Source organism: Streptomyces sp. NPDC042364, from assembly GCF_056437585.1.
This window is the reverse complement of the sequence record NZ_JBWKAJ010000011.1, coordinates 198,092-222,336: the sequence shown is the minus strand read 5'-3', so window position 1 is coordinate 222,336 and position 24,245 is coordinate 198,092. Positions and strand designations below refer to the sequence as shown.

The 24,245-nt window shown below is 72.9% G+C and carries 21 protein-coding genes and 1 pseudogene; 9 read left to right on the top strand and 13 right to left on the bottom strand.

What is annotated here, in order from left to right; all coding sequences use genetic code 11:
* Window positions 1-122 precede the first annotated feature (122 nt).
* Complete coding sequence (locus tag AC067N_RS23375) at window positions 123-3,665, top strand: DNA polymerase III subunit alpha (RefSeq protein ID WP_478680870.1); 3,543 nt, start codon at window positions 123-125, stop codon at window positions 3,663-3,665.
* Window positions 3,662-4,630, top strand: a complete 969-nt coding sequence (locus AC067N_RS23370; protein WP_478680808.1) for a DNA polymerase Y family protein — start codon at window positions 3,662-3,664, stop codon at window positions 4,628-4,630. Before AC067N_RS23375 ends, AC067N_RS23370 begins: the two co-directional genes overlap by 4 nt.
* Before the next feature lie 18 nt (window positions 4,631-4,648).
* Here the strand turns inward: AC067N_RS23370 and AC067N_RS23365 are convergent, their stop codons facing one another.
* On the bottom strand, window positions 4,649-5,023 hold the full coding sequence (locus AC067N_RS23365) for a cupin domain-containing protein (RefSeq protein ID WP_478680807.1): 375 nt from the start codon (window positions 5,021-5,023) through the stop codon (window positions 4,649-4,651).
* Window positions 5,024-5,116: 93 nt separating this feature from the next.
* Here AC067N_RS23365 and AC067N_RS23360 point away from each other — a divergent pair.
* Together AC067N_RS23360 and AC067N_RS23355 are read left to right on the top strand one after the other, a co-directional pair.
* A pseudogene (locus tag AC067N_RS23360) lies at window positions 5,117-5,564 on the top strand (MarR family winged helix-turn-helix transcriptional regulator).
* A gap of 174 nt (window positions 5,565-5,738) precedes the next feature.
* Window positions 5,739-6,608, top strand: a complete 870-nt coding sequence (locus AC067N_RS23355; RefSeq protein WP_478680806.1) for an esterase/lipase family protein — start codon at window positions 5,739-5,741, stop codon at window positions 6,606-6,608.
* Window positions 6,609-6,706: 98 nt separating this feature from the next.
* Here AC067N_RS23355 and AC067N_RS23350 read toward each other — a convergent pair whose 3' ends face one another.
* On the bottom strand, window positions 6,707-7,783 hold the full coding sequence (locus AC067N_RS23350) for a lytic polysaccharide monooxygenase auxiliary activity family 9 protein (RefSeq protein WP_478680805.1): 1,077 nt from the start codon (window positions 7,781-7,783) through the stop codon (window positions 6,707-6,709).
* A gap of 303 nt (window positions 7,784-8,086) precedes the next feature.
* Here AC067N_RS23350 and AC067N_RS23345 point away from each other — a divergent pair, with 303 nt between their 5' ends.
* A complete protein-coding gene (locus AC067N_RS23345; protein ID WP_478680804.1) occupies window positions 8,087-8,857 on the top strand; it encodes a dienelactone hydrolase family protein in 771 nt (256 codons plus the stop codon).
* Window positions 8,854-9,327, top strand: a complete 474-nt coding sequence (locus AC067N_RS23340) for a GNAT family N-acetyltransferase (protein ID WP_478680803.1) — start codon at window positions 8,854-8,856, stop codon at window positions 9,325-9,327. Before AC067N_RS23345 ends, AC067N_RS23340 begins: the two co-directional genes overlap by 4 nt.
* An 18-nt stretch (window positions 9,328-9,345) precedes the next feature.
* Here the strand turns inward: AC067N_RS23340 and AC067N_RS23335 are convergent, their stop codons facing one another.
* Window positions 9,346-9,480: a hypothetical protein gene (locus AC067N_RS23335; protein ID WP_478680802.1), complete on the bottom strand. Its 135-nt coding sequence runs from the start codon at window positions 9,478-9,480 to the stop codon at window positions 9,346-9,348.
* 138 nt (window positions 9,481-9,618) lie between these two features.
* On the opposite strand from AC067N_RS23335, the gene AC067N_RS23330 reads away from it, so the two are divergent.
* Window positions 9,619-10,278 carry a class I SAM-dependent methyltransferase gene (locus AC067N_RS23330; RefSeq protein WP_478680801.1) on the top strand — a complete coding sequence of 220 codons (660 nt, stop codon included), beginning with the start codon at window positions 9,619-9,621 and terminating at the stop codon, window positions 10,276-10,278.
* A 39-nt stretch (window positions 10,279-10,317) separates the two neighbouring features.
* On the opposite strand, the gene AC067N_RS23325 is transcribed toward AC067N_RS23330, so the two are convergent.
* Both AC067N_RS23325 and AC067N_RS23320 read right to left on the bottom strand, forming a co-directional pair.
* On the bottom strand, window positions 10,318-10,818 hold the full coding sequence (locus tag AC067N_RS23325) for a ribonuclease FAU-1 family protein (protein ID WP_478680800.1): 501 nt from the start codon (window positions 10,816-10,818) through the stop codon (window positions 10,318-10,320).
* Window positions 10,799-11,728 carry a GNAT family N-acetyltransferase gene (locus tag AC067N_RS23320; RefSeq protein WP_478680799.1) on the bottom strand — a complete coding sequence of 310 codons (930 nt, stop codon included), beginning with the start codon at window positions 11,726-11,728 and terminating at the stop codon, window positions 10,799-10,801. Before AC067N_RS23320 ends, AC067N_RS23325 begins: the two co-directional genes overlap by 20 nt.
* 95 nt (window positions 11,729-11,823) lie before the next feature.
* Here AC067N_RS23320 and AC067N_RS23315 point away from each other — a divergent pair, with 95 nt between their 5' ends.
* Window positions 11,824-12,192, top strand: a complete 369-nt coding sequence (locus AC067N_RS23315) for a GntR family transcriptional regulator (RefSeq protein ID WP_055522884.1) — start codon at window positions 11,824-11,826, stop codon at window positions 12,190-12,192.
* Between the two features lie 17 nt (window positions 12,193-12,209).
* On the opposite strand, the gene AC067N_RS23310 is transcribed toward AC067N_RS23315, so the two are convergent.
* Complete coding sequence (locus AC067N_RS23310) at window positions 12,210-12,977, bottom strand: DUF72 domain-containing protein (RefSeq protein ID WP_478680798.1); 768 nt, start codon at window positions 12,975-12,977, stop codon at window positions 12,210-12,212.
* Between the two features lie 67 nt (window positions 12,978-13,044).
* Entirely contained in the window at window positions 13,045-14,139 is a 1,095-nt protein-coding gene (locus AC067N_RS23305; RefSeq protein WP_478680797.1) for a DUF5925 domain-containing protein, read from the bottom strand.
* Window positions 14,140-14,251: 112 nt separating this feature from the next.
* On the opposite strand from AC067N_RS23305, the gene AC067N_RS23300 reads away from it, so the two are divergent.
* Window positions 14,252-15,667: a GH39 family glycosyl hydrolase gene (locus AC067N_RS23300; RefSeq protein ID WP_478680869.1), complete on the top strand. Its 1,416-nt coding sequence runs from the start codon at window positions 14,252-14,254 to the stop codon at window positions 15,665-15,667.
* A gap of 8 nt (window positions 15,668-15,675) precedes the next feature.
* Here AC067N_RS23300 and AC067N_RS23295 read toward each other — a convergent pair whose 3' ends face one another.
* The 6 genes from AC067N_RS23295 to AC067N_RS23270 all read right to left on the bottom strand — a co-directional run bounded on the left by AC067N_RS23295 (window position 15,676) and on the right by AC067N_RS23270 (window position 23,995).
* Window positions 15,676-19,551 (bottom strand): lipopolysaccharide biosynthesis protein, encoded by a 3,876-nt coding sequence (locus AC067N_RS23295; RefSeq protein ID WP_478680796.1) that lies wholly within the window; start codon window positions 19,549-19,551, stop codon window positions 15,676-15,678.
* The gene (locus AC067N_RS23290; protein ID WP_478680795.1) at window positions 19,544-20,341 is read right to left on the bottom strand and encodes a polysaccharide deacetylase family protein; all 798 of its coding nucleotides are present in this window, start codon (window positions 20,339-20,341) and stop codon (window positions 19,544-19,546) included. The genes AC067N_RS23295 and AC067N_RS23290 overlap by 8 nt, the downstream gene beginning before the upstream one ends.
* A complete protein-coding gene (locus tag AC067N_RS23285; protein WP_478680794.1) occupies window positions 20,338-21,342 on the bottom strand; it encodes a glycosyltransferase family 2 protein in 1,005 nt (334 codons plus the stop codon). The genes AC067N_RS23290 and AC067N_RS23285 overlap by 4 nt, the downstream gene beginning before the upstream one ends.
* The gene (locus AC067N_RS23280) at window positions 21,339-22,184 is read right to left on the bottom strand and encodes a glycosyltransferase family 2 protein (protein ID WP_478680793.1); all 846 of its coding nucleotides are present in this window, start codon (window positions 22,182-22,184) and stop codon (window positions 21,339-21,341) included. Before AC067N_RS23280 ends, AC067N_RS23285 begins: the two co-directional genes overlap by 4 nt.
* Window positions 22,185-22,567: 383 nt before the next feature.
* Window positions 22,568-23,662 (bottom strand): GNAT family N-acetyltransferase, encoded by a 1,095-nt coding sequence (locus AC067N_RS23275; protein ID WP_478680792.1) that lies wholly within the window; start codon window positions 23,660-23,662, stop codon window positions 22,568-22,570.
* Window positions 23,663-23,665: 3 nt separating this feature from the next.
* On the bottom strand, window positions 23,666-23,995 hold the full coding sequence (locus tag AC067N_RS23270) for a hypothetical protein (protein WP_478680791.1): 330 nt from the start codon (window positions 23,993-23,995) through the stop codon (window positions 23,666-23,668).
* Window positions 23,996-24,245: the final 250 nt, after the last annotated feature.

Sequence of the window (24,245 nt, the reverse complement as noted above, 5' to 3'; positions counted from 1 at the left end):
TGGCGCGTTTGCGCAGGTGGGGCGGGGCCGAATGGATGTCGTACAGAGGTTCGAAAAGTGGTCTATGGTGGAGACGGGCAGGCTGTGAACTGATGTTCGATTGATTGAGTGCGGGAGGTGCGGTGCCGGGCTTCACGCATCTGCACACCGCCTCCGGGTTCTCCCTGCGGTACGGCGCCTCGCACCCGGAGCGGCTGGCCGAGCGCGCCTCCGAACGCGGTATGGACGCCCTCGCGCTCACCGACCGGGACACCCTCGCGGGCGCGGTCCGGTTCGCCAAGGCGTGCGCGGCGGCGGGCATCCGTCCGCTGTTCGGGGCGGAGCTGGCGGTGGGGGCGCCCGCGCCCGCCGCTCGGCAGGCGCGGCGGCGGGCCCCCGTTCGGGGTGGCGCCTTTGTCGATGAGTCGACTCCCCGGGTGGCGTTCCTCGCCCGTGAGGGGGCCAAGGGGTGGGCCGACCTGTGCAGAATCGTTTCGGCGGTGCATGGGGGGAGCGAGGAGGACGGTGACCGGGGCGCGGGCGGCGGTCGAGGCGCGGCCGGCGGCCGGGCGGAGGGTCCGCCCCTGCTGCCCTGGGCGGAGTGCGCCGGTGACGGCCTGACCGTGCTGCTCGGTCCCGCCTCCGATGTGGGCCGCGCGCTCGCCGCCGGGCGCCCCGACCGCGCCGCGAAGCTCCTCGGGCCCTGGCGGGAGCGGTTCGGCGACGCCCTGCGGCTGGAGGCGGTGTGGCACGGCCGTACGGGCACCGGCCCCGGCTCGCTGCGGCTGGCCGCCCGGACCGTGGGCTTCGCCGCCGAGCAGCGGATCCGGCCGGTGCTCAGCAACGCCGTCCGGTACGCCGACCCCGGTATGGGCCCCGTCGCCGACGTGCTGGACGCGGCCCGCCGGCTGGTCCCCGTCGACCCCCGGGGCGAGCTGGACTCCGGGGAGGCCTGGCTCAAGGACGCGGGGGCCATGCTGGCCGCCGCCGAGCGGATCGTCGAGGCCGCGGGCTACCGCCGGGACACCGCGTACCGCCTGCTGGAGCAGACCCGCGCCACGGCCGCCGAGTGCCTGGTCGACCCGGAGGACGACCTCGGCCTCGGCACCGTCCACTTCCCCGAGCCGCACCTCGTCGGCGCCGGCCGCCGCACCGCCCAGCGCGTCCTCGCCTCACGGGCGGCGGCGGGCATGCTGCGGCTCGGCTACGACACCCGGCGCGACTACTGGGAGCGTGTGCACCAGGAGCTGGACGTCATCGCCCACCACGGCTTCGCCTCCTACTTCCTCACCGTCGCCCAGGTCGTCGACGACGTGAGGGGGATGGGCATCCGGGTCGCCGCGCGGGGCTCCGGCGCGGGCTCCCTCGTCAACCACCTCCTCGGTATCGCGCACGCCGACCCCGTCGAGCACGGCCTGCTGATGGAGCGGTTCCTGTCCAAGCGCCGGGTCGCGCTGCCCGACATCGACATCGACGTGGAGTCCGCGCGCCGGCTGGAGGTCTACCGCGCGATCATCGGCCGCTTCGGCGCCGAGCGGGTCGCGACGGTGGCGATGCCGGAGACGTACCGCGTCCGCCACGCCGTCCGCGACGTGGGCGCGGCCCTGTCCATGGACCCCGCCGACATCGACCGGATCGCCAAGTCCTTCCCGCACATCCGGGCCCGTGACGCCCGCGCGGCCCTGGAGGAACTGCCCGAGCTGAGGAAGCTGGCGGGGGAGAAGGAGAAGTACGGCAGGCTGTGGGACCTGGTCGAGTCCCTCGACGCCCTCCCGCGCGGTGTCGCCATGCATCCGTGCGGGGTCCTCCTGTCCGACTCCTCCCTCCTCGCCCGTACGCCGGTGATGCCGACCAGCGGCGAGGGGTTCCCCATGTCGCAGTTCGACAAGGACGACGTCGAGGACCTCGGGCTGCTGAAGCTCGATGTGCTGGGCGTGCGGATGCAGTCGGCGATGGCGCACGCGGTGGCGGAGGTGGAGCGGGCGACGGGGGAGCGGGTCGACCTGGACGCGCTCGACTTCGAACGCGGTGAGGGCGACCCGGCCACGTACCGGCTGATCCGGTCCACCGAGACGCTGGGCTGCTTCCAGATCGAGTCGCCCGGCCAGCGGGACCTGGTGGGGCGGCTCCAGCCGTCCACCTTCCACGACCTCGTGGTCGACATCTCCCTGTTCCGGCCCGGTCCGGTCGCCGCCGACATGGTGCGGCCGTTCATCGCGGCCCGGCACGGGCGGGCGCCGGTCCGCTACCCGCATCCCGATCTGGAGCCGCCGCTGCGCGAGACGTACGGTGTCGTCGTCTTCCACGAGCAGGTCATCGACATCGTGCACCTCATGACCGGCTGCGGCCGGGACGAGGCGGACCGGGTGCGGCGCGGGCTCTCCGACCCCGAGTCGCAGGGGCGGATCCGGGTGTGGTTCGCGCAGCACGCCGCCGCGAAGGGGTACGACGCCGAGACGATCGCCCGGACCTGGGAGATCGTCGAGGCCTTCGGCTCGTACGGCTTCTGCAAGGCGCACGCGGTGGCCTTCGCGGTGCCGACGTACCAGTCGGCGTGGCTGAAGACGCATCATCCGGCGGCTTTCTACGCGGGGTTGCTCACCCATGACCCCGGGATGTACCCGAAGCGGCTGCTGCTGGCGGACGCACGGCGGCGCGGGGTGCCGATCCTTCCGGTGGACGTGAACCGGTCGGCGGTCGCCCACCGCATCGAACTGGTGTCTGAATCGAGGGGGTCGGGGAAGGCATCGGGACCGAGCCCGGACGGGCCGGGTGAATGCGGGACCTGGGGCCTGCGGTTGGCCCTGTCCGACGTACACGGCATCAGTGAGGCCGAGGCGGCGCGGATCGCGGACGGACAGCCGTACGCCTCGCTGCTCGACTTCTGGGAGCGGGCGCGCCCGAGCCGTCCGCTCGCCCAGCGGCTGGCCCGGGTCGGCGCATTGGACGCCTTCGGCGCCAACCGGCGCGATCTGCAGCTCCACCTCACCGAACTGCACCGGGGCGCCCGGGGCATGGGCGGCGGCGGGGGCCAGCTCCCGCTGTCCGGCGGCCGCAGGACCGCCTCGGCCGGGCTGCCCGACCTCTCCTCGGCGGAGCGGCTCAGCGCCGAGCTGGGCGTGCTGTCGATGGACGCCTCCCGCAATCTGATGGACGACCACCGGACGTTCCTCGACGAGCTGGGCGTGGTGTCGGCACGACGGCTGCGCGAGGCGCGCCACGGGGAGACGGTGCTGGTCGCGGGCGCCAAGGCGGCGACCCAGACCCCGCCGATCCGCTCCGGCAAACGGGTCGTCTTCACCACCCTCGACGACGGCACCGGCCTGGTCGACCTCGCCTTCTTCGACGACTCCCACGACGCGTGCGCCCACACCGTCTTCCACTCCTGGCTGCTGCTGGTGCGCGGAGTGGTGCAGCGGCGCGGCCCGCGCAGCCTCAGCGTGGTGGGCTCGGCCGCCTGGAACCTCGCCGAGCTGGTGGAACTGCGGCGCGAGGGCGGCCTCGACGCGGTCGCCCCGCGGCTGGCGGAGCCGGTGCCCACGAGCGGCGGCGACCCGACGCACGGCCGCCGCATCCAGCTGTCCACCGGCTACGAGATGCACCCGTGGGCCGATCTGCGGCCCGCGGGCGAAGAGCCCTCGAAAGTACGGAAGTTGTGGCACCAGAGCCCAGGGAGTGCGGGATGACCATCCTCTGCGTACGTTTCCAGCTGCCGCCGAAGTACGAGGCCGCCCTACCCGGACTGCTCGGTCTCCTCGAGGACTTCACCCCGGTGGTGGAGGCACTGCCGCCCGACGGCGCGCTGGCCGATCTGCGGGGCGCCGAACGGTACTTCGGCCGGGGCGCCGAGGAACTGGCCCGGCTCGTCCGGGTCCGTGCCCTGGCGCTGTACGGGATCGACTGTGTGATCGGCGCCGGGCCCGGGCCGATGCTCGCGCGCATGGCGCTGGCCGGGGCCGAACCCGGGGAGCCGTGCGCGGTCCCCGAGGACCTGGTCGTGGACTTCCTCGCCGAGCGGCCCGTCACCGCGCTGCCCGGCGTCGGCACCGCGACCGCCCGCACGCTGTGCGAGTACGGCCTCGACACCCTCGGCCGGGTCGCCGCCGCCCCCCTGTCCACGCTCCAGCGCCTGGTCGGCGCGCGGACCGGTCGCGAACTGCACGAGAAGGCGAACGGTGTCGACCGCGGCCGGGTCGTCCCCAACGCGGTCGCGCGCTCGCTCGCCGCCGAACACCCCTTCCCGCACGACGAGCTGAACCCGGACCTGCACCGTCGTGCGCTGCTCCTCGACGCCGAGGAACTGGGCTCCCGGCTGCGCGCCCTGGACAAGGTGTGCCGCACCCTCACCCTCACCGTCCGCTACGCCGACCGGTCCTCGACGACCCGCACCCGCACGCTCACGGAGCCGACCGCCCACTCGCCGGCGCTCACCCGGACCGCCTACGGCATGTACGAGGCCCTCGGCCTCCAGCGCGCCCGGGTCCGCGCGATCGCCCTGCGCGCCGAGGGGCTCACCCCCGCGGACGAGGCCTCCCACCAGCTGGCCTTCGACCCCGCCGACGAGAAGCTCCGCCGTATCGAGGAGGTCGCGGACCGGGCGCGGGCCAAGTTCGGCCCGCGCGCGGTGCTGCCGGGGACGCTGGCGGCATGACACCTGGGCGAGGGGGCGTCAGTTGGCCCACGGCGGCGCGATCCGCGTCCCGTCGGCCAGCTCGGCCTCCAGGCCCAGGGAGGTGGTGACCCAGGTGACGACGGTCTCCGCCGTCGGATTCTCGACGGTGAGGGTCGCCCCGGCGTTGACGATCAGGGTGTCGCCCGCACCGACGCGCTCGGTACGGCCGTCGAGCGTGATCAGCAGCTCGCCGACGAGCAGATGGAGTATCTCCTCCTTGCTGACGGTGTGGGCGGGCGCCTTGGTGCCGGCGGGGATCTCCCCCCGCCAGGCCGCCAGCTCCCTGCTGCCGGTGCGGGGCGTGGCGTACGAGACGAAGCGGGCGCCGTGGATCTCGTGGGCGACGGCTTCGGACGAACGGACTACGGGCATGGGGGCCTCCAGGAACGATGGTCAAGCTGCTTGACTATATGAACCAATGGTCAAGCAGCTTGACCAATCCGTCAACGGTGTTTCAATGCGGGCATGCAGAACTCCGAGGCCCTCGGGCTCACCGCCGCCCTGCTCGCCGTCGCGGGTGAGCTGACCCAGCGCATCCAGCAGGGGGTCGTCGCCCGCGGCTTCGAGGGGCGGCCCGTGTACGGCTTCGCGTTCACCCGGCTCGCCCCGGACGGCGCGACGGTCACCGAACTCGCCGTCCATCTCGGGGTGACCAAGCAGGCCGCCAGTCAGCTCGTCGAGGAACTCGCGCGCAAGGGGTACGTCGAGCGCCGGCCCCACCCCCGTGACGCCCGGGCCCGGCTGGTCGTGCTGACCGAGTTGGGGTGGGCCTGCACCCGGGCCGCGGAGGAGGCGGCGGCCGAGGTCGTCCGGGAGTGGAGTGGCGTGCTCGGCGGGGAGGCCGAAGTGCGGGCACTGCGTGAGCAGTTGACCCGCATCGCCCCCCCGCGGCCCCATCAGGCCCGCCTGGTGACGGTGCGCCGTCCTCTATCAGCGTCCACGGGCACCGCTTGAAGTTTTTACTGACACGTAACTTCCCACTTTTACTACCCGCCCGTAACTTGGCTGGATAAGAACAGCATCCTCGTGATCCGGATCACAGGGCGAACGCCGTCGCACGTCCCTTGAGCCGCAAGGAGATCACCCGATGCTGCCCTGGAAGCGCCTGATCAGACCGCTGGCCGCCCTGCTCCTCGCCGCCGCGGCGACCACCGTCCCCGCCACCTCCGCCGCGGCCGCCGACACGGCCGCCACCTCCAGCCGTGGCTGGAACGACTATTCGTGCAAGCCCTCCAGTGCCCACCCCCGCCCCGTCGTCCTCGTCCACGGGACGTTCGGCAACTCCGTCGACAACTGGCTGGGCCTCGCTCCGTACCTGGTCAACCGCGGGTACTGCGTCTACTCGCTCGACTACGGCCAGCTCCCCGGCGTCCCCTTCTTCAACGGCCTCGGCCCGATCGACAAGTCGGCACAGCAGCTCGACGCCTTCGTCGACCGGGTGCTCGCCTCGACCGGCGCCGCCGAGGTCGACCTCGTCGGTCACTCGCAGGGCGGCATGATGCCCCGCTACTACCTGAAGTTCCTCGGAGGGGCGGCGGAGGTGAACGCCCTCATAGGCATAGCCCCCTCCAACCACGGCACCACCCTGGGCGGCCTCACCCAGCTCCTCGACCACTTCCCCGGCGCCGGTGACCTGCTGTCCACCGCCACCCCGGCCCTCGCCGACCAGGTCGTCGGCTCCCCGTTCCTGACCAGGCTCAACGCGGGCGGCGACACCGTCCCCGGTGTCACCTACACCGTCCTCGCCACCAAGTACGACGAGGTCGTCACGCCCTACCGGTCCCAGTTCCTCGACGGCCCGAACGTACGCAACATCGTCATCCAGGACCTGTGCGCCGCCGACCTCTCCGAGCACGCGGCGATCGGGCTCCTCGACCGCATCGCCTTCCACGAGGTCACCAACGCCCTCGACCCGGCCCGCGCCACCCCGACGACCTGTCTGTCGGTCATCGGCTGACACGTGCACACACGCCGGGCCACCCGTGCCGCGGGTGACCCGGACGTACACCGCCGGGGCCTGTCCGGCCTGAGCCGCCGGGCAGGCCCCGGAGTCCGTCAGCCGCCCTGCCGGCCACCGCTCACCGCACGGCGGCGGGCCGCGGCGAACAGGAGGGAGGAGCCCGCGGCGAGGACCGCCGCGCCGCCGATCGCCACATACGAGGTCACCCCGGCCCCGCCCGTCTCGGCGAGGTTCTCCCGGGCGCCGGCGGGCTCCGCCTCGCCGGGGGTGTCACCACCGTCGGCCGGTCCGTCGGCCGACCTGGCCGCCGGCGTCTCCTCGGTGCCGGTCCCGGCCGAGGACTTCGCGGAGCCCGCCGGTGTCGGGTCCGCCGTCGTGGCCGCGTCGTCGTCGCCGTGGCCGCCGTGCTCGACGGTCGACTTGTCCGCGCCGTCCTCGATCTGCTCGTCGGAGGGCGCGGTCGGGGGCGCGGACGTCTCCTCGGTCGAGCCGGAGCCGCTGCCCGTCCCCGCGCCGCCGCCCGTGCCACCGAAGGTGACGTCCGAACACGAGTAGAACGCCTCCGGACTGTCCGAGCGCTGCCAGACCGTGTACAGCAGATGCCTGCCGGAGCGCTCCGGCAGGGTCCCGGAGAACGTGTAGAAGCCGCCCGACGCCGCCGGGTCGGTGGACGTCGCCACCGGGTGCGCGAGATCCAGGTCGTCCCACGCGAGCGGCCGGGAGGGGACGTAACCGGGCTTGGTGGCGTACACCCGGAAGGTCCCCCTGTGCGGCGCCGTCACCCGGTACTTGAACGTGTACGAGCCGCCGCGCACGCGCGTCGCCGGCCAGTCGGCGCGGGCCAGGTCGAGGCCCTTGAACGCCTTGTTCCCGGCGCTGCACAACGCGCCGTCCGGTACGCGCTCCCGGTGCCGGCCGGCGACGTCGCCGATCCGTACGCCGTTCCAGTCGTACAGCGCCTGGGTGCCCCCGGCCGCCACCGCCGCCCGGCACGCCGCCGACCTCGGGTTCTCGGGGCCCTCCGCGTAGCACTGCGCCACCCGGCTCACCGGGTCGCCCAGTGAGCCGTGCGCCGCGGCGGGCCCGGCGGCGGACACGGTCAGGGCGAGCGGGGCGGCGCCGACGACACCGGCGGTGACGAACGCGGCGGCCTTGCGGCGGGCAGCGGGCATGGCGGTACTCCTCGAAGCGGTTCCGGGATGCCGGGATTCCGGGGTTCCGGGTTTCGGGCTTCCGGGGCGGTCCGGGTTTCCGGGTGCTCAGCAAGCTAGCCCGACGAGACCGCGAAATCGCCTGCTGAGGGCGGGTGCGGGAGATCCTTATGCTCGCGTTAAGGATGGGCTAACCGAGGGCTCAGGAACACCGGCCGCCGAGCCGTCGATGATCCCGCTCTTACCCGCCCGCGGAACAATGCGACCCCACGCGACAGTTGATGACCGGTTGACGATCCGTCGGAGAAACGAAGAGGAGCACCCATGACCGCCGTACGCGGAACGACCGTGGACATCGCCACCCAGGACGGCACCGCCGACGCCTACTTCGTCCGCCCCGACGACGACGCCCCGCACCCCGCGGTGCTCCTCTACATGGACGCGTTCGGACTGCGGCCGCACCTGAGGGCGATGGCGGACCGGCTGGCCGGCGCCGGTTACACGGTCCTCGTGCCCAACGTCTTCCACCGCAGCGGACGCACCCCGGTCTTCGACCTGCCCGACTTCATCGACCCCGGCGCGCGCCCGGAGCTGTGGGACCGGATCCTCCCCGTGATGCTGGCGCTGACACCGGACCTGGCGGTGCGGGACGCCGCGACCTATCTGGAGTGGCTGGCGGACAGCCCGCACACGACGGCCGGACCGGTCGGCATCACCGGCTACTGCATGGGCGCCGGTCTCGCCCTGCGCACCGCGGCCGCCTTCCCGGAGCGGGTCGCGGCCGTGGCCGGGTTCCACGGGGGCCGGCTGGCGACCGACGCCCCGGACAGCCCGCATCTGACGGCGGACCGGATCACCGGCGAGGTCTACCTCGGGTACGCCGACAACGACTCGTCCATGCCGCCGGAGCAGATCGAACTGCTCGACAGGACGCTTGACGAGGCGGGCGTCACCCACCGCACCGAGGTGTACGCGGGAGCCCCCCACGGCTACACCCAGGCCGACACCGCCGCCTATGACGCCGAGGCGGCGGAACGCCACTGGACGGCCCTGCTCGACCTGCTCGGCCGCACCCTCACCAGCCCCCGGTCATGACGGACGCCGTGACGGACGCCAGGGCGGGAAAGGGCATCAGAAGGGCGGTGCCCGCGGACGTCGACGCCGTGCGGGCCGTCACGGACGCCGCGTTCCGGCCCTACATCGCACGCATCGGGGTCGTCCCGAAGCCCATGGAGGCGGACCACGCGGCGAACGTGGCCGCGGGCCGCGTCTTCGTGACCGGTGACCCCGTGACCGGCCTCGTGGTCGTCGAGGCGCACGACGACCACCTGTTCCTCGACGTCATCGCCGTCCACCCCGACGCCCACGGACGGGGCGTCGGGCGACGGCTCCTGGAATTCGTGGACACGCACGCGCGTGCCCTCGGCCTGCCCGAGATCAGGCTCTGCACGAACGCGATGATGTGGGAGAACCGGAAGATCTATCCGAAGTTCGGGTACGAGGTCGTGGAGCGGCGGGTGGACGGGCCCTACGACAGGATCCACTACCGCAAGCGGCTCGGCTGAGGGCCGCGGCCGGTGGGGTCAGCCGTCCGGCCACCAGGTGCGCGCGATGTCCTTTCGCACTTCCCGGCGCTCGACGGGGCGCTCGTCGGTCTCCTCCCGCACCCGGCGGGAGTCGGACTTCCTCAGGGGCTTCTGCACGGTCGTACGGCGCATGGCTGCCTCCTTGCGTCTACCGTGTTCCGCGGTTTCACGGAGGTAGACCTCTTCCGGGGAGCGTTACTCATCGGTCGTGCTCTGTCAGTGGCCGTTGTCACCATCTGGACTGTCAGTGGCAGGTGTCACTCTGGCGGCATGACCAACATCGACGACGGTGAAACCTCCCGGAGCCCCCGAACCGCGAAGAACTCCGGGCCGAACGACCCGCCCCCGCCCGTCGACTGGGACGCGCGGGCGGCCGTTTTCGACGCCGAACCCGATCACGGCCTGCGGGAACCCGTCGTCCGGGACGCCTGGGCGGCCCGTCTGCGGGCCTGGCTGCCACGCCGCCCCGCCGATGTCCTGGACCTCGGCTGCGGCACCGGCAGCCTGTCGCTCCTCGCGACCGAGCAGGGGCACCGGGTGACCGGCGTGGACTCCTCCCCGGCCATGGTCGGCCGCGCCCGCGCCAAACTCGCCGGGCACCCCGCCGTGTTCCTCGTCGGCGACGCGGCGGTACCGCCCGTGGGCGAGGAGCGCTTCGACGTGGTCCTCGTCCGGCATGTCCTGTGGGCCCCGCCCGACCCGGCCCGCGCCCTGCGCCGCTGGTGCGGGCTGCTGCGGCCCGGGGGGCGCCTCGTGCTCGTCGAGGGCGTGTGGGGGACGCTCAGCCCGGTCGGCCTACCCGCCGAGCGGCTGCACGGGCTCGTCGCACCGCTCGTCTCCGACGCGCTGGTGGTCCGGCTCGACGACGACGCGCGGCTGTGGGGCAAGCGGGTCGAGGACGAACGGTACGCGGTGCTCGCGGACCTCTGACCCGCCGGGCGGGCGTCCTCGCCCGGAGTATCTCCCGGGTCAGCTCAGCAGGTCCGTGAAGTCGCCCTCTTTCGCGAGGAGTTCCAGTTCGTCCAGTGCGGCCAGGGCCGCCGCCGCGGCCTGCGGGTCGGTTTCCCGGAGCCCGCTCTCGGCGAACTCGTCCTCGTCCAGCCGCAGTACGGCCGTGCCGTCGGCGGAGCGCCACAGGTCCAGGTCGAGGTCCTCGACGACCAGTTCGCCGCCGGCCCGCACGGCGGGACGGGTGATGTCGCAGTACCAGCCCTTCAGGCCGCCCCGCCCGTCGCGGACCTCCTTCACGGCGTACCACCGGTCGCGCCAGTAGTACTCGGTGAAGACGTCGCCGGGCTCGAACCGCACGAAGCCGAAGTCCCGCACCCCGGGGCTCGCCCAGTCGGCGCGGACGACGACCCGGACGCCGTCGTCGCCCAGCAGCCGGGCGGGATAACGGATCTTCGTGCGCCCCGCCTTCAGCAGGACGACGTCCAACTCCCCGCTCGGGTCAGACGAGTTCCCGGACATAGTGCACCTCCGTCGCGCACACCTCGTAACCGAACCACTTGTTGATCGCGATCATCGGGTCATTGCCGGCGTCGTTGCCGGTGAACGCCTCCTCGTAGCCGGCGGCGCGGGCGCGGTGCAGGGAGTCGTTCTTGGCGAGCTTCGCCAGGCCCCGGCCGCGGAAGGCGCGGGCCGTGCCCGTCATGCCGGTGAAGTACCGTGTCCGGCCGTCCGTGCGGGCCGCGGTGAACGCGGCCGGTGTGCCGTCCACGACGACCACCGTGCTCAGCGCGTGGTCGAGCAGCGGGTGGCGGTAGGTCTGGGCGAGCCACTGCTCGTAGTCGTCCAACTCGGCGCCGATGTCGCCGGGTTCGTCCGCCGTGGTTTCCGCGTCCAGCTCGAACAGCGGGCGCGGATCGTCGGCGAAGTCGGCGGCCGTCCGCAGCTCGACGCCGGTCGGCGGTTCCCCCACCGGCGGGACGGTGCCTGCCGCGAGATCCAGCCGCAGGAAGTGGGCGGACCTGCTGCCCGTGTAGCCGCGCCGCTCGGCGAACGCGCGGTCGTCCGGGGTGTCCAGCACCCACGAGAACAGCCGCTTGGCTCCCGCCGCCACGAGCCGCTCCTCGGCGGCGCGTACCAGCAGGGCGCCCGCGCCCCGGCGTACGCGCTCCGGGTGTACGTACACATTGAGGTAGCCCTGGCCCGGGACGGGGCTGTCGTGGGCGATCCCCAGCTGTGCGGTCCCGATCACCTCGCCGTCCGCCTCGGCCACCAGATGCCCGACGTGGGCCTCGGGGGCGGCGTGGGCGGCCTCGTGGAGGAGGGACTCGGGGGTGCTGACCAGGAAGGGAAGGGCGCGCCCGCGGATGTCGGCGAAGGCCCCGGTGTCCGCGGGATCCGCGATACGGAGGTCGCGCACGATCAGTGTCATGTGGTCGCACGGTACGCGGACGGTGTAGCCGGTCGCCTCCGAATTTCCGGTGGGCGTGCGACGACCACGGCCGGTGCGTACGGGACAATCGCCGCGTGACCTTGAACATTCGCATCGTGGAGGGGGGCGCGCCCTACGAGCAGGTGCGCGCCCAGATCTCGGAGCAGGCCCGGTCCGGGGCGCTGCCCGTGGGGTACCGGCTGCCGACCGTGCGGGGGCTCGCCGAGCAGCTCGGGCTCGCGGCCAACACCGTCGCCAAGGCGTATCGCGCGCTGGAGACCGACGGGGTGATCGAGACGCGGGGACGTAACGGCACGTTCGTGGCCGCCGCCGGGTCGGCCGCGGAGAAGGAGGCGGCGACGGCCGCCGCGGGGTACGCGGAGCGGGCGCGGCGCCTGGGCCTCGGCGAGGCGGAGGCCCTCGCGGCGGTCCGGGACGCCCTGCGGGCGGTCTACGGCGACTGAGCGGCCGGGCGGGGGCGTCAGCCGGGCAGACGCTCGGGGGTTCTCGTCACCGTCAGCCCCGTTCTGCGGGCCGCTCGGGCGAAGGTCATGGCGTCCAGCACGGCCGCCGCGTGGGGGTCGTTGTTGAAGTACGCGTGGATGTCGGCGCTGTCGGGCCAGGTGGCGGCGATGCGGTGGACCCAGGTGGTGAGGGCCTGGCGGCCGTAGTGGGGCCAGGTGTGGGCGCGGCCGACGTGGAAGCGGACATAGCCCCAGTCGGTGGTGCGCCACAGCGGCGTCGCGGGCCGGGAGCGGACGTCGGCCCAGCACAGGGCGGCGGAGCGGGCCTCCAGGACCCGGCGTACCTCGTCGGTCCACCAGGACTCGTGGCGGGGTTCCACGGCGACCCGCGTACCGGTGGGGAAGCGGGCGAGGCAGGCGTCGAGCAGGGGCGGGTCGGCGCGGAGGGTGGGCGGCAACTGGAGGAGGACCGGGCCCAGCCGGTCGCCGAGGCCCTCGGCGCGGCTCATCAGGCGCTCCACCGGTTCCTCGGGGTCCTTGAGCCGTTTGATGTGGGTCAGGAAGCGGCTCGCCTTCACCGCGACGACGAAGCCCGGCGGGGTCCGGTCGTGCCAGGACTGGAAGGTCTCGCGGGACGGCAGCCGGTAGAACGCGTTGTTGTTCTCCACCGTGGCGAAGTGCTCCGCGTACTCCTCCAGCCAGAGACGGGTGGGACAGCCCTCCGGGTAGAGGGCGCCCCGCCAGTCCTTGTACTGCCACCCCGACGTGCCGACGAACAGGGTCATACATCCATCAGAACACCGGGGCACCGGACGGACACCCGAAGCCCCGCGGCACCGGGCGGTGGGAGGGCTACAGGTACAGGCCCGCGTCCGCCCCGCCCCGCGGCTCCGGCAGGGACGTGGGCGAGGTGCCCCGGCGCAGGGCGTACAGCTCGGCCAGGGTCGCGCCCTCGCGGCCGACGCCCTCGTCCGTGCCGAGCCAGTCCACCGCCTCCCGGCGGGTCAGGGCGCCGACCTCGATCCGGGCGAGACAGCGGCCGGGACGGACCACGGCCGGGTGCAGGCGCTCCAGGTCCTCGTTGGTGGTGACGCCGACCAGGACGTTGCGGCCCTGGCCGAGGAGGCCGTCGGTGAGGTTGAGCAGACGTGACAGCGCCTGGCCGGCCGTGTGCTTGGCCTCGCCGCGGATCAGTTCGTCGCAGTCCTCCAGCAGGAGCAGACGCCAGCGGCCCTTGCCGGTGGCGTCCTCCTCGCCGATCGCGATGTCCATCAGATAGCCGACGTCGGAGAAGAGCCGCTCGGGGTCCAGGACGCAGTCGACCTGGCACCAGTCCCGCCAGGAACGGGCCAGCGTCCGCAGGGCGGAGGTCTTGCCGGTGCCGGGCGGGCCGTGCAGCAGCAGGAGCCGGCCCGCGATGTCCTCCGGGGTCGTCTTCATCAGGCGGTCCATCGCGTCCGCCACCGGGGCCGTGTAGTTGGGCCGCACCTCTTCCCAGGTGCCCGCCGAGATCTGCCGCGTCGTACGGTGCGGGCCCCGGCGCGGCGAGACGTACCAGAAGCCCATCGTCACGTTCTCCGGCTGCGGTTCGGGCTCGTCGGCCGCGCCGTCCGTGGCCTGGCCGAGGACCTTCTCCGCCAGCTCGGCGGTGGTCGCCGTCACGGTGACGTCCGCACCCCGGTTCCAGCGGGAGACCAGCACGGTCCAGCCGTCTCCCTCGGCGAGGGTCGTGCTGCGGTCGTCGTCCCGCGCGGCGCGCAGGACGCGTGCGCCCGGCGGCAGCAGGGTCGCGGCGGTCCGCACCCGGTCGATGTTCGCCGCGTGCGCGTACGGCTGCTCGCCCGTCGCGAAGCGGCCGAGGAACAGCGCGTCGACGACATCGGACGGGGAGTCGCTGTCGTCGACGTTGAGCCGGATCGGCAGAGCGTCGTGTGGGTTCGCAGACATGCCGCCATGATCCGTCACGGAGGGCTTCGCGTGCATCCGCTTTCCGTGGTGAGTCGGTTGTCGGCGACGGAAGCTCCCCCACCGCCGCCCCGTCCCGCTACTGTTGCCCATGATGCGACGGCATGGGTGGAATTCGGGGGACCGGCGGTGGCGGCTCGCCGCGCTCCTCGGTGCGGGGGCTGCCCTCCTGGCCCTGATCGTGACCCTGGTCGGCACGCAGCCCGGCGACGGCGGTACCGCCGGCACCTCACGCGACGGCGACAAGGTGCACGGCACGCCCGCCGTCCCGCCGGACGACATCGGCCCCGAGGTCGGCTGGGGCTTCACCCACACCCAGTTCAGCGCGGACCAGGGCAGCGGGGCGGCCGTCGCACGGGTCGAGGAGCGCCTCGGCGAGCGGCCCATGCCGCAGATCCAGCACATCATGGGCTGGGGCGCCGGCAACCCCGAACCGGTCGAGGGCCGTTACGACTTCGAGGAGATGGACCGGCGCATCGACTTCGTCCGCGCCACCGGCGGCACCCCCGTGGTCACCCTGTGCTGCGCCCCCGACTGGATGAAGGGCGGCGACTCCGGCGCCGACAACACGGACTGGAGCCAGTCCGCCCTGGAGACCGCCCCCGAGCCCGAGCACTTCCAGGACTACGCCGACCTCGCCGCTACGGTCGCGAGGCGCTACCCGGACGTACGGCACTTCATCGTCTGGAACGAGTTCAAGGGCTTCTGGAACGACAGCGAGGCCCGCTGGGACTACGAGGGCTACACCCGGCTGTACAACCTGGTCCACAAGGCCCTGAAGAAGGTCGACGAGGACATCATGGTGGGCGGGCCGTACCTCGTCATGGACAGCCTCGACCCGCGTCAGAGGCAGGACGCGTCGACGTCCCTGAAGGGGCCCTGGGGCGCCATGGACCAGCGGATCCTCGACGCCTTCGACTACTGGAACGAGAACAAGGCGGGCGCGGACTTCGTGGTCGTCGACGGCTCCAGCTACACCAAGGACGACGAGCTGCTGCCGGACGAGTTCGCGGCGACGGAGAAGTTCACGGCGGTGAGCGAGTGGGTGCGGGGGCGCTCCCCGGGTCTGCCGTTGTGGTGGGCCGAGTACTACGTGGAGCCCGCCGACGCGAACGACGACCGCCACGGCTGGTCCGAGACCCGGCGCGTCGCCGTCCAGGCGGCCGGGCTGATCGGCATGGCCAAGGGGGGCGCGACCTCCGCGTTCTACTGGAACCCGGAGGAGAGGAGCGGGGAGTGCCCCGGATGCCTGTGGACCCCGACCGGCACGGGCGACGGCGGCAGGGCGCTGCCCGTGTACGACCTGCTGTCCCGCTTCGGCGCGGAGTTCCCGCCCGGTACGACGTACGAGAAGGTGTCGGTGGCCGCCGACGACAGGCCGAACGTACGGGTGCTGGCCGATGACGACGTCGTGCTCGTGGTCAACACCCTCGACCGGAGGATCAGCGCGAAGGTCGACGGGCGGCGGTTCGGGATGGGTGCGTACGAGGTGAGGTGGCTCAGGAGGTGAGTCCTCGCCTACGGGGCGCCCCCCATCGTCAGGAACCGCTGCACCAGTGACGCCAGCAGCAGCGCCAGCAACGGCAGACTGAACCAGAAGCCGCTCTGCAGACGGCGGAGTCGGCGGACGCTCGGGCGGGCCGCCACACGTAGGACCTCGCGGGCGGTCAGCAGCACGATCAGCGCGATCGCCGCCAGGGCGCCGGCCACCGACCACGGGGTCCAGGTCACCTGCGGGCCGATCGGTCCGGGATCGGGGGCGGGGGCCCTGCCGGTCTGCCCGCGCATGGCGAAGATCGTCGCGTCCTCGTTGGCGAAGACCCGCTTGAGCTCCTTGCGTGCGTCGAGGTTCCGCAGGAGCCGGGACTCCCAGTTCGCGGAGTAGCCGGAGTCCAGCCGGAGGGACGTGGCCTGGCCGCGGCTGACGATGAGGTACGAGTTCGGGCCCGCGTCCTTCAGCGACTTGACCAGGCCCGACACCAGGACCGGGTCGACCGGTGCGAGCGTCGGCACGTACTCGACCTTCTCCATGTCCCGGGCCCCCCACGGCATCGCGGGCGTCACCGAGTCGACCGGGTCGTCGCTGAGCCAGAGCAGCCGGACGGTGGGGTCGTCGTGGGCGTACACGTACTCCATGGCCGCGACCTCGCCGGGGCGGACTCGCTCGAAGGGCTCGTTGCCCCAGCGGGCGACCAGGAACCCGCCGATGAGGACGAGGCCCGCCAGGAGCGCGGCCAGCGGGGCGAGGCTCACCCGGTCCTTGTCGCGTTCCTCGGCGGTGGCGCCGGAGCGCGGGAACAGGGCGAGGGCGGCGAGCAGGGCGGCGCCCGGGAGGGCGAACATGAAGACCCGCAGGGCCATCTCGCCACCGTACGACTGCATGCCGAAGCCGAGGAACGGCACGAAGGCCAGGACGAGGAGGGAGCGTTCGCGGTACCTGTTCCGGAGACGACGCCAGAAGCCGTAGCAGGCCAGGAGCATGACCAGGCCGGCGAGGGCCACACGCGCGTACAGCACCAGCTTGTGCGTGGAGCTGCCCTCGCCGATACGGCCGGAGACGGAGGACGTGACGTTCCCGCCGACGCCTCCGACGCCGCCGAAGAGTTCGTCGAAGTGGCCCGACCAGTACGGCTCGGCGAGGAAGCCCACCCACACGGCGACCAGGACGGCGAACAGGAGGGGCAGGCCGCGCAGTTCGCAGCGGCCGGCCAGGACGAGCGCGGCGAGGACGCCCAGCATCACGAACGGGGTGAGCTGGTGGGCCGGGACGGTCGCCGCGTACAGCGCGACGAGGACCACCAGCAGCACCGCGCGCTGCCGGCGGTCGGTCGGCTCCACCTCGGCCTCGCCCGGCCGCACCCTGGCCCACAGCATGCGCGGCGCGCGGAACCAGACGAGGAGGATCGCCACGAAGGCCAGATAGAGGAGGTAGGTGAAGCCCTGGGGGGAGAAGTAGTCCTGGCCCACCCAGCCGCTCAGCACGAAGATCCAGACGCCCGTCCATCTGGCGCGCCAGCCCGCCCGCAGATGGCGGGCGAGCAGGAACATCGGGGCCAGGTACAGCAGTTGCATGGCGGTCGGCCACCAGCGGATGATCTCCGTGAAGTCGCTGACCCCGCAGGCCCTCGCCACGAAGGCGGCCGCCGCGAAGAAGCCCGGCCAGCTCCAGCGGGCGTCCAGGTCGGGGACCGCCGAGCCGGTGCGGTCGATGTGGTCGAGGAAGCCGAGGTGCTGCCAGGCGGTCGCGAAGCGGGGCTCGGCCTCGATCACCGCGGGCAGCGCGTGCAGGGACACGACCGTGGCCAGCAGGGTGGCCAGCAGCAGACCACGGTGCTCGCGGCGCAGCCACAGCAGCGAGGCGAACACGACGGCCAGCAGCGCCGTTCCGGCCAGCGTCGGCAGGGGCAGCACGGAGATCAGGCCGAGCCCGTCCATGCCGTCCAGGGCGGAGTCGTCCAGCGCCGACGCGGGCAGCCAGTACAGCAGCAGCGCCGTGAGCAGGAGGCAGCCGAGGACCGCACCGGTGAGGGTGGGGCGCGGCGGCCGTCTGCGGAGCGGCTCGGACGGTGCCGGGGACGGGGCGGACGGCGTCGCGGGAGCGGACGGCTCCACCGGTTCTCGTTCGCCGGGCTCCCCGGCGGCCTCCGGTTCCACGGTCGCCCTGACGGGGGCCGCTTCCCGTACCGCGCTCCCGGTCTCCTCGAACGGCGCGTCCGGGGGCACCCCCGTCTCCACGGGCAGTCCGCGTACCGGTTGCCGGTCGAGGCCGAGCGGCAGGGTCGGCCGGTCCCGGGCCCAGGCGGGCCGGTGGTCCTCGCGGACGCGGGGGGCTCCGGTGGACGGGGTGCCGGGGCCGGGGCGTACGTCGGGGTGGCGTTCCATGTGGTCGAAGTCGAGGTGGAGGCCGAGGGCGAGGGTGTCGGAGTCGAGCCGCCGGGACCGGGCGCCGCTCTGCCTCCTCGCGAGGGACGCCACCCGGCCCAGGTCGGCGAGGTCGCCGTCCGGTGCCGTGTACTCGGGGACCGCGGCGGGCGGCGCCGCCCGGACGATCCGGTGGAGCCGGGGCGCGGCGATCACCACGATCACCGCGAGGCTGGAGATCTCGGCGACGCCCGCGCCGGTCAGGCCCATACGGGGGAGCAGCAGCAGCGTCAGCCCGAGGACGAGGACGCACAACAGGCCCTGGAGCCAGGCGAGTCCGGCGGTACGGCTCTGGGCGCGCAGCACCGCGAAGTACGTCTCCATCACGACCCGCAGGACGGCGCCCACCGCGAACCAGCGCAGCAGCCCGGTCGCCGCGTCCGCGTAGCCCTGCCCGAACACGGCGAGGATCCAGGGGGCCCCGAAGAACAGCACCGCGCACACCGGCAGCATGATCCGGGCCATCCGCCGCAGCGCCGCCCGGGTGTTCGCGGCGAGCCGCGCCGGGTCGTGCGCGCCCTCGACGGTCAGCGAGGCACCCATGTTGATGGCGAGGAGGTTGACCGTGCCGCCGATGGTGGTGGTGATGTAGAAGTACGCGTTGTCGGCGGAGCCGACCTGGGCGGCGACGATCACCGGGACCGCGTAGACCACGGCGAGGGAGAACAGCGAGCCGGTGTAGTCGCCCGCCAGGAAGCGGCCGATCTCCCGCGGCGACGGCGGGTGGGCCTGGCCCTCGGTCGCCTTCACATGCCGGGGGACGAGCCGACGGAACACCAGCCAGCCCAGCGGCAGCACGGACGCCGCGATCGCCGCGACCCAGGACACGAACACGCCCATGGTGGGGACCGCCGCGGCGAACACCACCAGCAGCACCAGCTTCACCGCGGAGAACACGGTGTTGCCGACGGGTACCCACAGCGCGCTGCGCAGCCCGGTCAGCACCCCGTCCTGGAGGGTCAGCAGCGACCAGGCGACGACCGCGAGCACGAAGAACACGGCGTTCACCGGGTCGTGCAGGAAGCGGTACGAGGACCCCCACAGCCCGAGCGTCAGCAGGAACACCCCCGCCGCGAGCGCCACGACCACCGAACTGCCCGCGTACGTACGGAAGACCAGCCGCCCGGTGCCGCGTCCCGCGACCGGGATGAACCGGGCCAGGGCACCCGTCAGCGTCAGCGCGGCCAGCCCTGCCAGGAGCTTCATCGCGGCGATCGCGGCGGAGCCCTGGCCGACCGCCGCCTCGGTGTAGTACCGGGCGGCGGCCAGCCAGAAGCCGAGGCCGAGCACGGCCGAGATACCGGTGTTCAGCATCAGCGCGTAGGCGTTGCGGAAGAGCTGGCTGCCTCCCGCCCCCTTGCCGAGGCCGGGCAGCCGCAGCCGGCGGCCGGAACCGGACCGCTGTCCGGTGGTTCCCGCCGTGCCGGTACCGGTGCCGGCCCGCCCGGCCGTGGTGGTCGTCGTGTCAGACACGGGAACGGACGACCCTTCCCAGCTGTCGTGCTCTTCGGACCACGGCGTACCCCTTGGTCAGGGCACGGTCCCGGGCGAAGCCGCGGGCGACGGCGCGGCCCTCGACCAGCCGCCCGAACTCCTCGGCCCCGGTGGAGCGCCGCACGGTGACCCGCCGCAGCGCGTACGGGCCCTGCCGGCGGCGGGCGAGCGCGTTGCCGACGGCGAGCGCCTGGGCGAAGCCCGTCTCCCGCACCGCGACCCGCACCCGGCGGCTGGAGTAGCCGTAGGGGTAGGCGAACGAGACGGGCGGGGTGCCCAGTTCGTCGGCGACGATGTTCCGGCAGCGCCGCAGCTCGAACCGGAGCCGGTCCTCGTCCAGCATGTCGAGCTGCGGATGGGTGTGGCTGTGTCCGCCGATCTCCACCCCGTGGTCGGCGAGTTCGCGCACCTGGTCCCAGTCGAGCATGGTGTCGAGGGCGCCGCCGTCGTCGTACGGGCCCTCGATCCACGCCGTGGTGACGAACAGCGAGGCGGCGAAGCCGTGCTTGGCGAGGACGGGCAGGGCATGGCGGTGCACGCCCTCGTAGCCGTCGTCGAAGGTGATCAGCACGGGCCGGGCGGGCAGCGGGCGACCTGAGCGCCAGCGGTCCGCGAGCGTGGCCGCGTCGACGGGGGTGAGACCGAGGTCCCCGATCACCGCCATCTGCTCCGCGAACGCCTCCGGGGTCACGGACAGCGCGCGGGTGGCGTCGTCGGGCGCGGTGGCGACCGCGTGGTACATCAGGACCGGTACGGCGTCTTCCGTCATGACGAGCCCCCCTCGCCACCCTCGGCCCCCGGGATCTCACCGGCGGAGAACGTGACGTCGCCCCTTCGGGCCCGGACGCTCCCGACGACGTACCCCCCGGCCGCCGCCGCGACCCCCGCGACGATGGCGCCGGCCCGGCCCGCGCCCCCCTCGCGGCCGAGGAGCGCGTCGCGCAGGCCGCGCGCCACCCCGGCGGGCAGGACGCGCGTGGTGTAGCGGCGTTCCGACTCCAGGCCCTTGCCGGCGCCGACGCTCCGGGCGACCAGCGCCTTCGACAGGCCCTCGGCGTAGGCGCGGGTGCGGAAGTACCGGAAGTGCTCGCGCGCGTCGGGCACCCGGTGGTGGATCACCGCCCGGTCGTCCAGCAGCAGGATCGCGTCCGGCCTGGCGCGGGTCAGCCGGATGCACAGCTCCGTCTCCTCGCAGCCGAGGGGCCGTCTGCCCCCGTCGCGGCCGATGCCGGTGGCGAAGCCCCCGGCCGCGTCGAAGGCGCCGCGCCGGAACGAGGCGTTGCCGCCCAGCACGTTGCGCACCGGGGCGACCCCGCCGGGCAGGCCCCGGTAGGCGCAGCCCACGACCCAGTCGAACTCCTCCGGGAACCAGGCCGGGCGGCGGCCGGAGGCCCAGACGGGCACCGTGCGGCCGCCGACGGCCATGACCCGGGGGTCCGCGTACCCCTGGACGAAGTAGCGCAGCCAGTCGCGCTCGGCGACGGCGTCGTCGTCGAGGAAGGCGATGATCTCGCCGTACGAGGCGGCGATGCCCGTGTTGCGGCCGGCGGACAGCCCGCGGGGGCCCGCGTTGGCGAGCACCCGGACCTCGTCGGCCTCCTTGTACTCCCTGGTCAGACGCTCCAGCAGGGCCTCGTTGTGGTCCACCACCAGGAGGGTCTCCAGGGCAGGCCGGGACTGCGCGCGTACCGAGGCGACCGCCGCGAGGATGTCCGCCCAGCGGTCCTCGGTGTACGCGCAGACGACGACCGAGACGGCCGGTCCGTTCAAGACGCCTCTCCTCGGCCCGAGACGAGCATCGTCGCGTGCGAACGGCGGCGCAGCGCACGCCGGTTGGAGCGCTCCCCGAGGATCACCCGCAGCACACGCAGCCCGTCCCGCACGGCCCGCAGATTGCTCGCGCCGTGGATGCGCAGATACTCGTGGCTCGGTATCTCCTGCACCTTCAGACCGGCCTTGACGACCCGGATGTTCATCAGCGTCTCGACCTCGAAACCGGTGCAGTCGAGGTCGATCTTGTCCAGGCAGTGCCGCCAGAACGCGTTGTAGCCGTAGCAGAGGTCGGTGTAGCGGGCGCCGAACTTGCGGTTGACGACCGTGCACAGCGCCCAGTTGCCGAACTTGCGGATCGGCGTCATGTCGTCGGTGGCGCCGCCGTTGGCGAAGCGCGACCCCTTGGCGAAGTCCGCGCCCGAGAGCAGGGCGGAGACGTACGACAGGATCTCGTGGCCGTCGGCCGAGCCGTCCGCGTCGACCATCACGATGATGTCGCCGGTGCACTCCTCGAACCCGGTGATCAGGGCGTCTCCCTTGCCCTTGCCCCGCTGCGGCACGACCTTGACGCCGGGCCACACCTCGCGGGCCACCTCGACGGTGCCGTCGGTGGAGTTGCCGTCGACGAGGACCACTTCGTGGATCCAGTCCGGCAGCGTCTTGAAGACGTACGGAAGGTTCTCCGCCTCGTTCATGGCGGGTATCACCACGCTCACCGGCGGTGCGATGGCCAGGTGGGTGGAGACCGGCCGGTACTTGCCGGAGGCGACCGCGGTGGTCGCGTCCGCCTCCTCGGCCGTATCGGAATCGGATATCGCCGGGCGCAGAACTGAGCTCATGAGTCTGGTCCCTCTCGTCCGGTGGACCGCCCGCCCCCGGGCGGTCCGGCTGTGTGTCCGGTTCGAAAGGGGGGTTCTCACCCATGGCACGCGAAATCGATCTCCCTATCGACCCCTTGGTGCATGACAGGGTGAGCTGGCAAAGCCGGCCGACTGTCGCGACTCGGCAGTCGGTCGCGCGGCACGACTCGGCGACAGGTGCGGTCACCGAGCACGGCACCCCCCTACCGCGCCCCGCGCCGGGACCGTCCCGCCCCTTGAGCCCTCCCCTTGGGGCGACAACCGACGGACCGATGCGGGTGGATGTACGACGGTATTGATGATTGAGCCCGTATGGCAAGACCTACTGCGAGGCCTCACGTTTTTGTTGTTGTGTCCGTTACTTACAGACCTGACCGGATTTTTCCCACCCGCTTCAACAACCTGTCCGCTGATTCGAACAGCTCCGGCCGGGCCAACACGGCGTTCCGCAGCGCCCGGACGGGGGCGCGCCGGGCCCGGTGCCCGAGCGCCACGGGGTGGCGCCGGGTGACCCACCCCTCGGACACGGAGATCTCCCGTGTCTTCAGGGAGTCCTTGTACTGCTTCTGGCCCCGGCCGAGGTCCAGGTACGCGATCCCGTCGGCGGCCCCCTCCTCCGCCATGTGCAGGTGCAGCAGCAGCCCCGGCGAGAACCTCGCGTACGCCGGGTCGTACGCCGGGAACCAGCAGGTCAGCACCCGCTCGGAGCGGAGCCCGAAATGGGCCGCGACCGGCCTGCCGTCCGCGTACAGCACGGACAGCTGGCCGGCGAAGGAGTCGGACCGGGTGTGGAACAGCTGCTGGACGAGCCGGATGATCCACGGGTGCGCGAAGCGGTCGCTGCGCCCGGTCCTGCGGTACTGGGCGGACTTCCAGGCCATCAGGGTGCGCAGGACCTCGGGGTCGCGCTCGTCGTGCACATAGCGGACCTCGTTCACCGCCCGGCCGAGCCGGCGTTCCTTGGCGAGGGTCGACCGGAGGAACTTCGGTGATCCGGCGCGCAGCCGGCGCAGATAGGCCTCGTATCCCTGCTCGAGATCCATGACCGGTGACGGGAAGGTCCCGGTTATGTGGCCCGCGAACGGTGTCTGGCCCTCCGCCAGGTGGTCGAACTCCCAGACGGCGAGACCGCAGGCCCGCAGCAGCGCCTCGGCGTCCCAGGTGAACCCGGGGCGGTGGACGACGCCCTGGCAGTCGGACAGGCCCAGGCCGACGGCCCGGCCCACCCCGACGGCGGTTCTCTGGAACGGGAAGAAGGCCGCAGGTTCACCGTCCTCGCGCAGGACGGCGATCCGCACCCCGCGCCGGCACCGGCCGACGGCGAGGGCGAACTCGGGGGACAGGAAGGGGTTCGCCAGCTCGGGCGTGCCGTGGAGGTGTGCCTTCGACTGCAGGGCGGTCCAGGCCGCCCGGTCGGCGGCGCTCAGTTCGCCTGGGCGGTACACGCTGATGTCCACGTCTCAGGTCCGTCTTCTCTCCGTACGGCAGCGCACGCGCCGTACCAGGCTCAGCAGGAGAACGAGTGAGCTGATCACGGTCACGGCCGCGATCCCGCCGGGTACCGACCAGGAGTGGGTGGCGATCATGCCTTGGGCGACGAGGAGGTTCACGGCGATCGCGCCCGCCACGGACGCCACGGTGCGGCCGAAGGGGTCCAGCCCGCGCAGCGCGGCCCCGATGGCGGCCCCGGGTGCGGTGAGGAGGAAGAACAGCGTGAACGGGCCGCGCAGGACCGAGTCCGCGTCGGCGAACGCGAGCGCCGCGCCGACCCCCGCCACGGCGGTGGCCACGCCTGCAAGCAGTGGCCCGCCGCTACCGGACAGGGATGACGTGGTACCCAAGGTCTGCATGGGCGACTTTGCCCCCCGAAGCGCCGGATGCCGGGCTTCAATGTCGCTCAGCGGGCGCGGGACAGTCAAGATGCGGAACTCGCCCGCAGGCGTGGGGGCGGGAGGGCGGCGGAGAAGCGACGGCGAGGCCGTCGCGGAGCCCGGGACGCGGATTCCCCGGAGGCGGTGTGCGCCTCCGGGGAACTCGGTG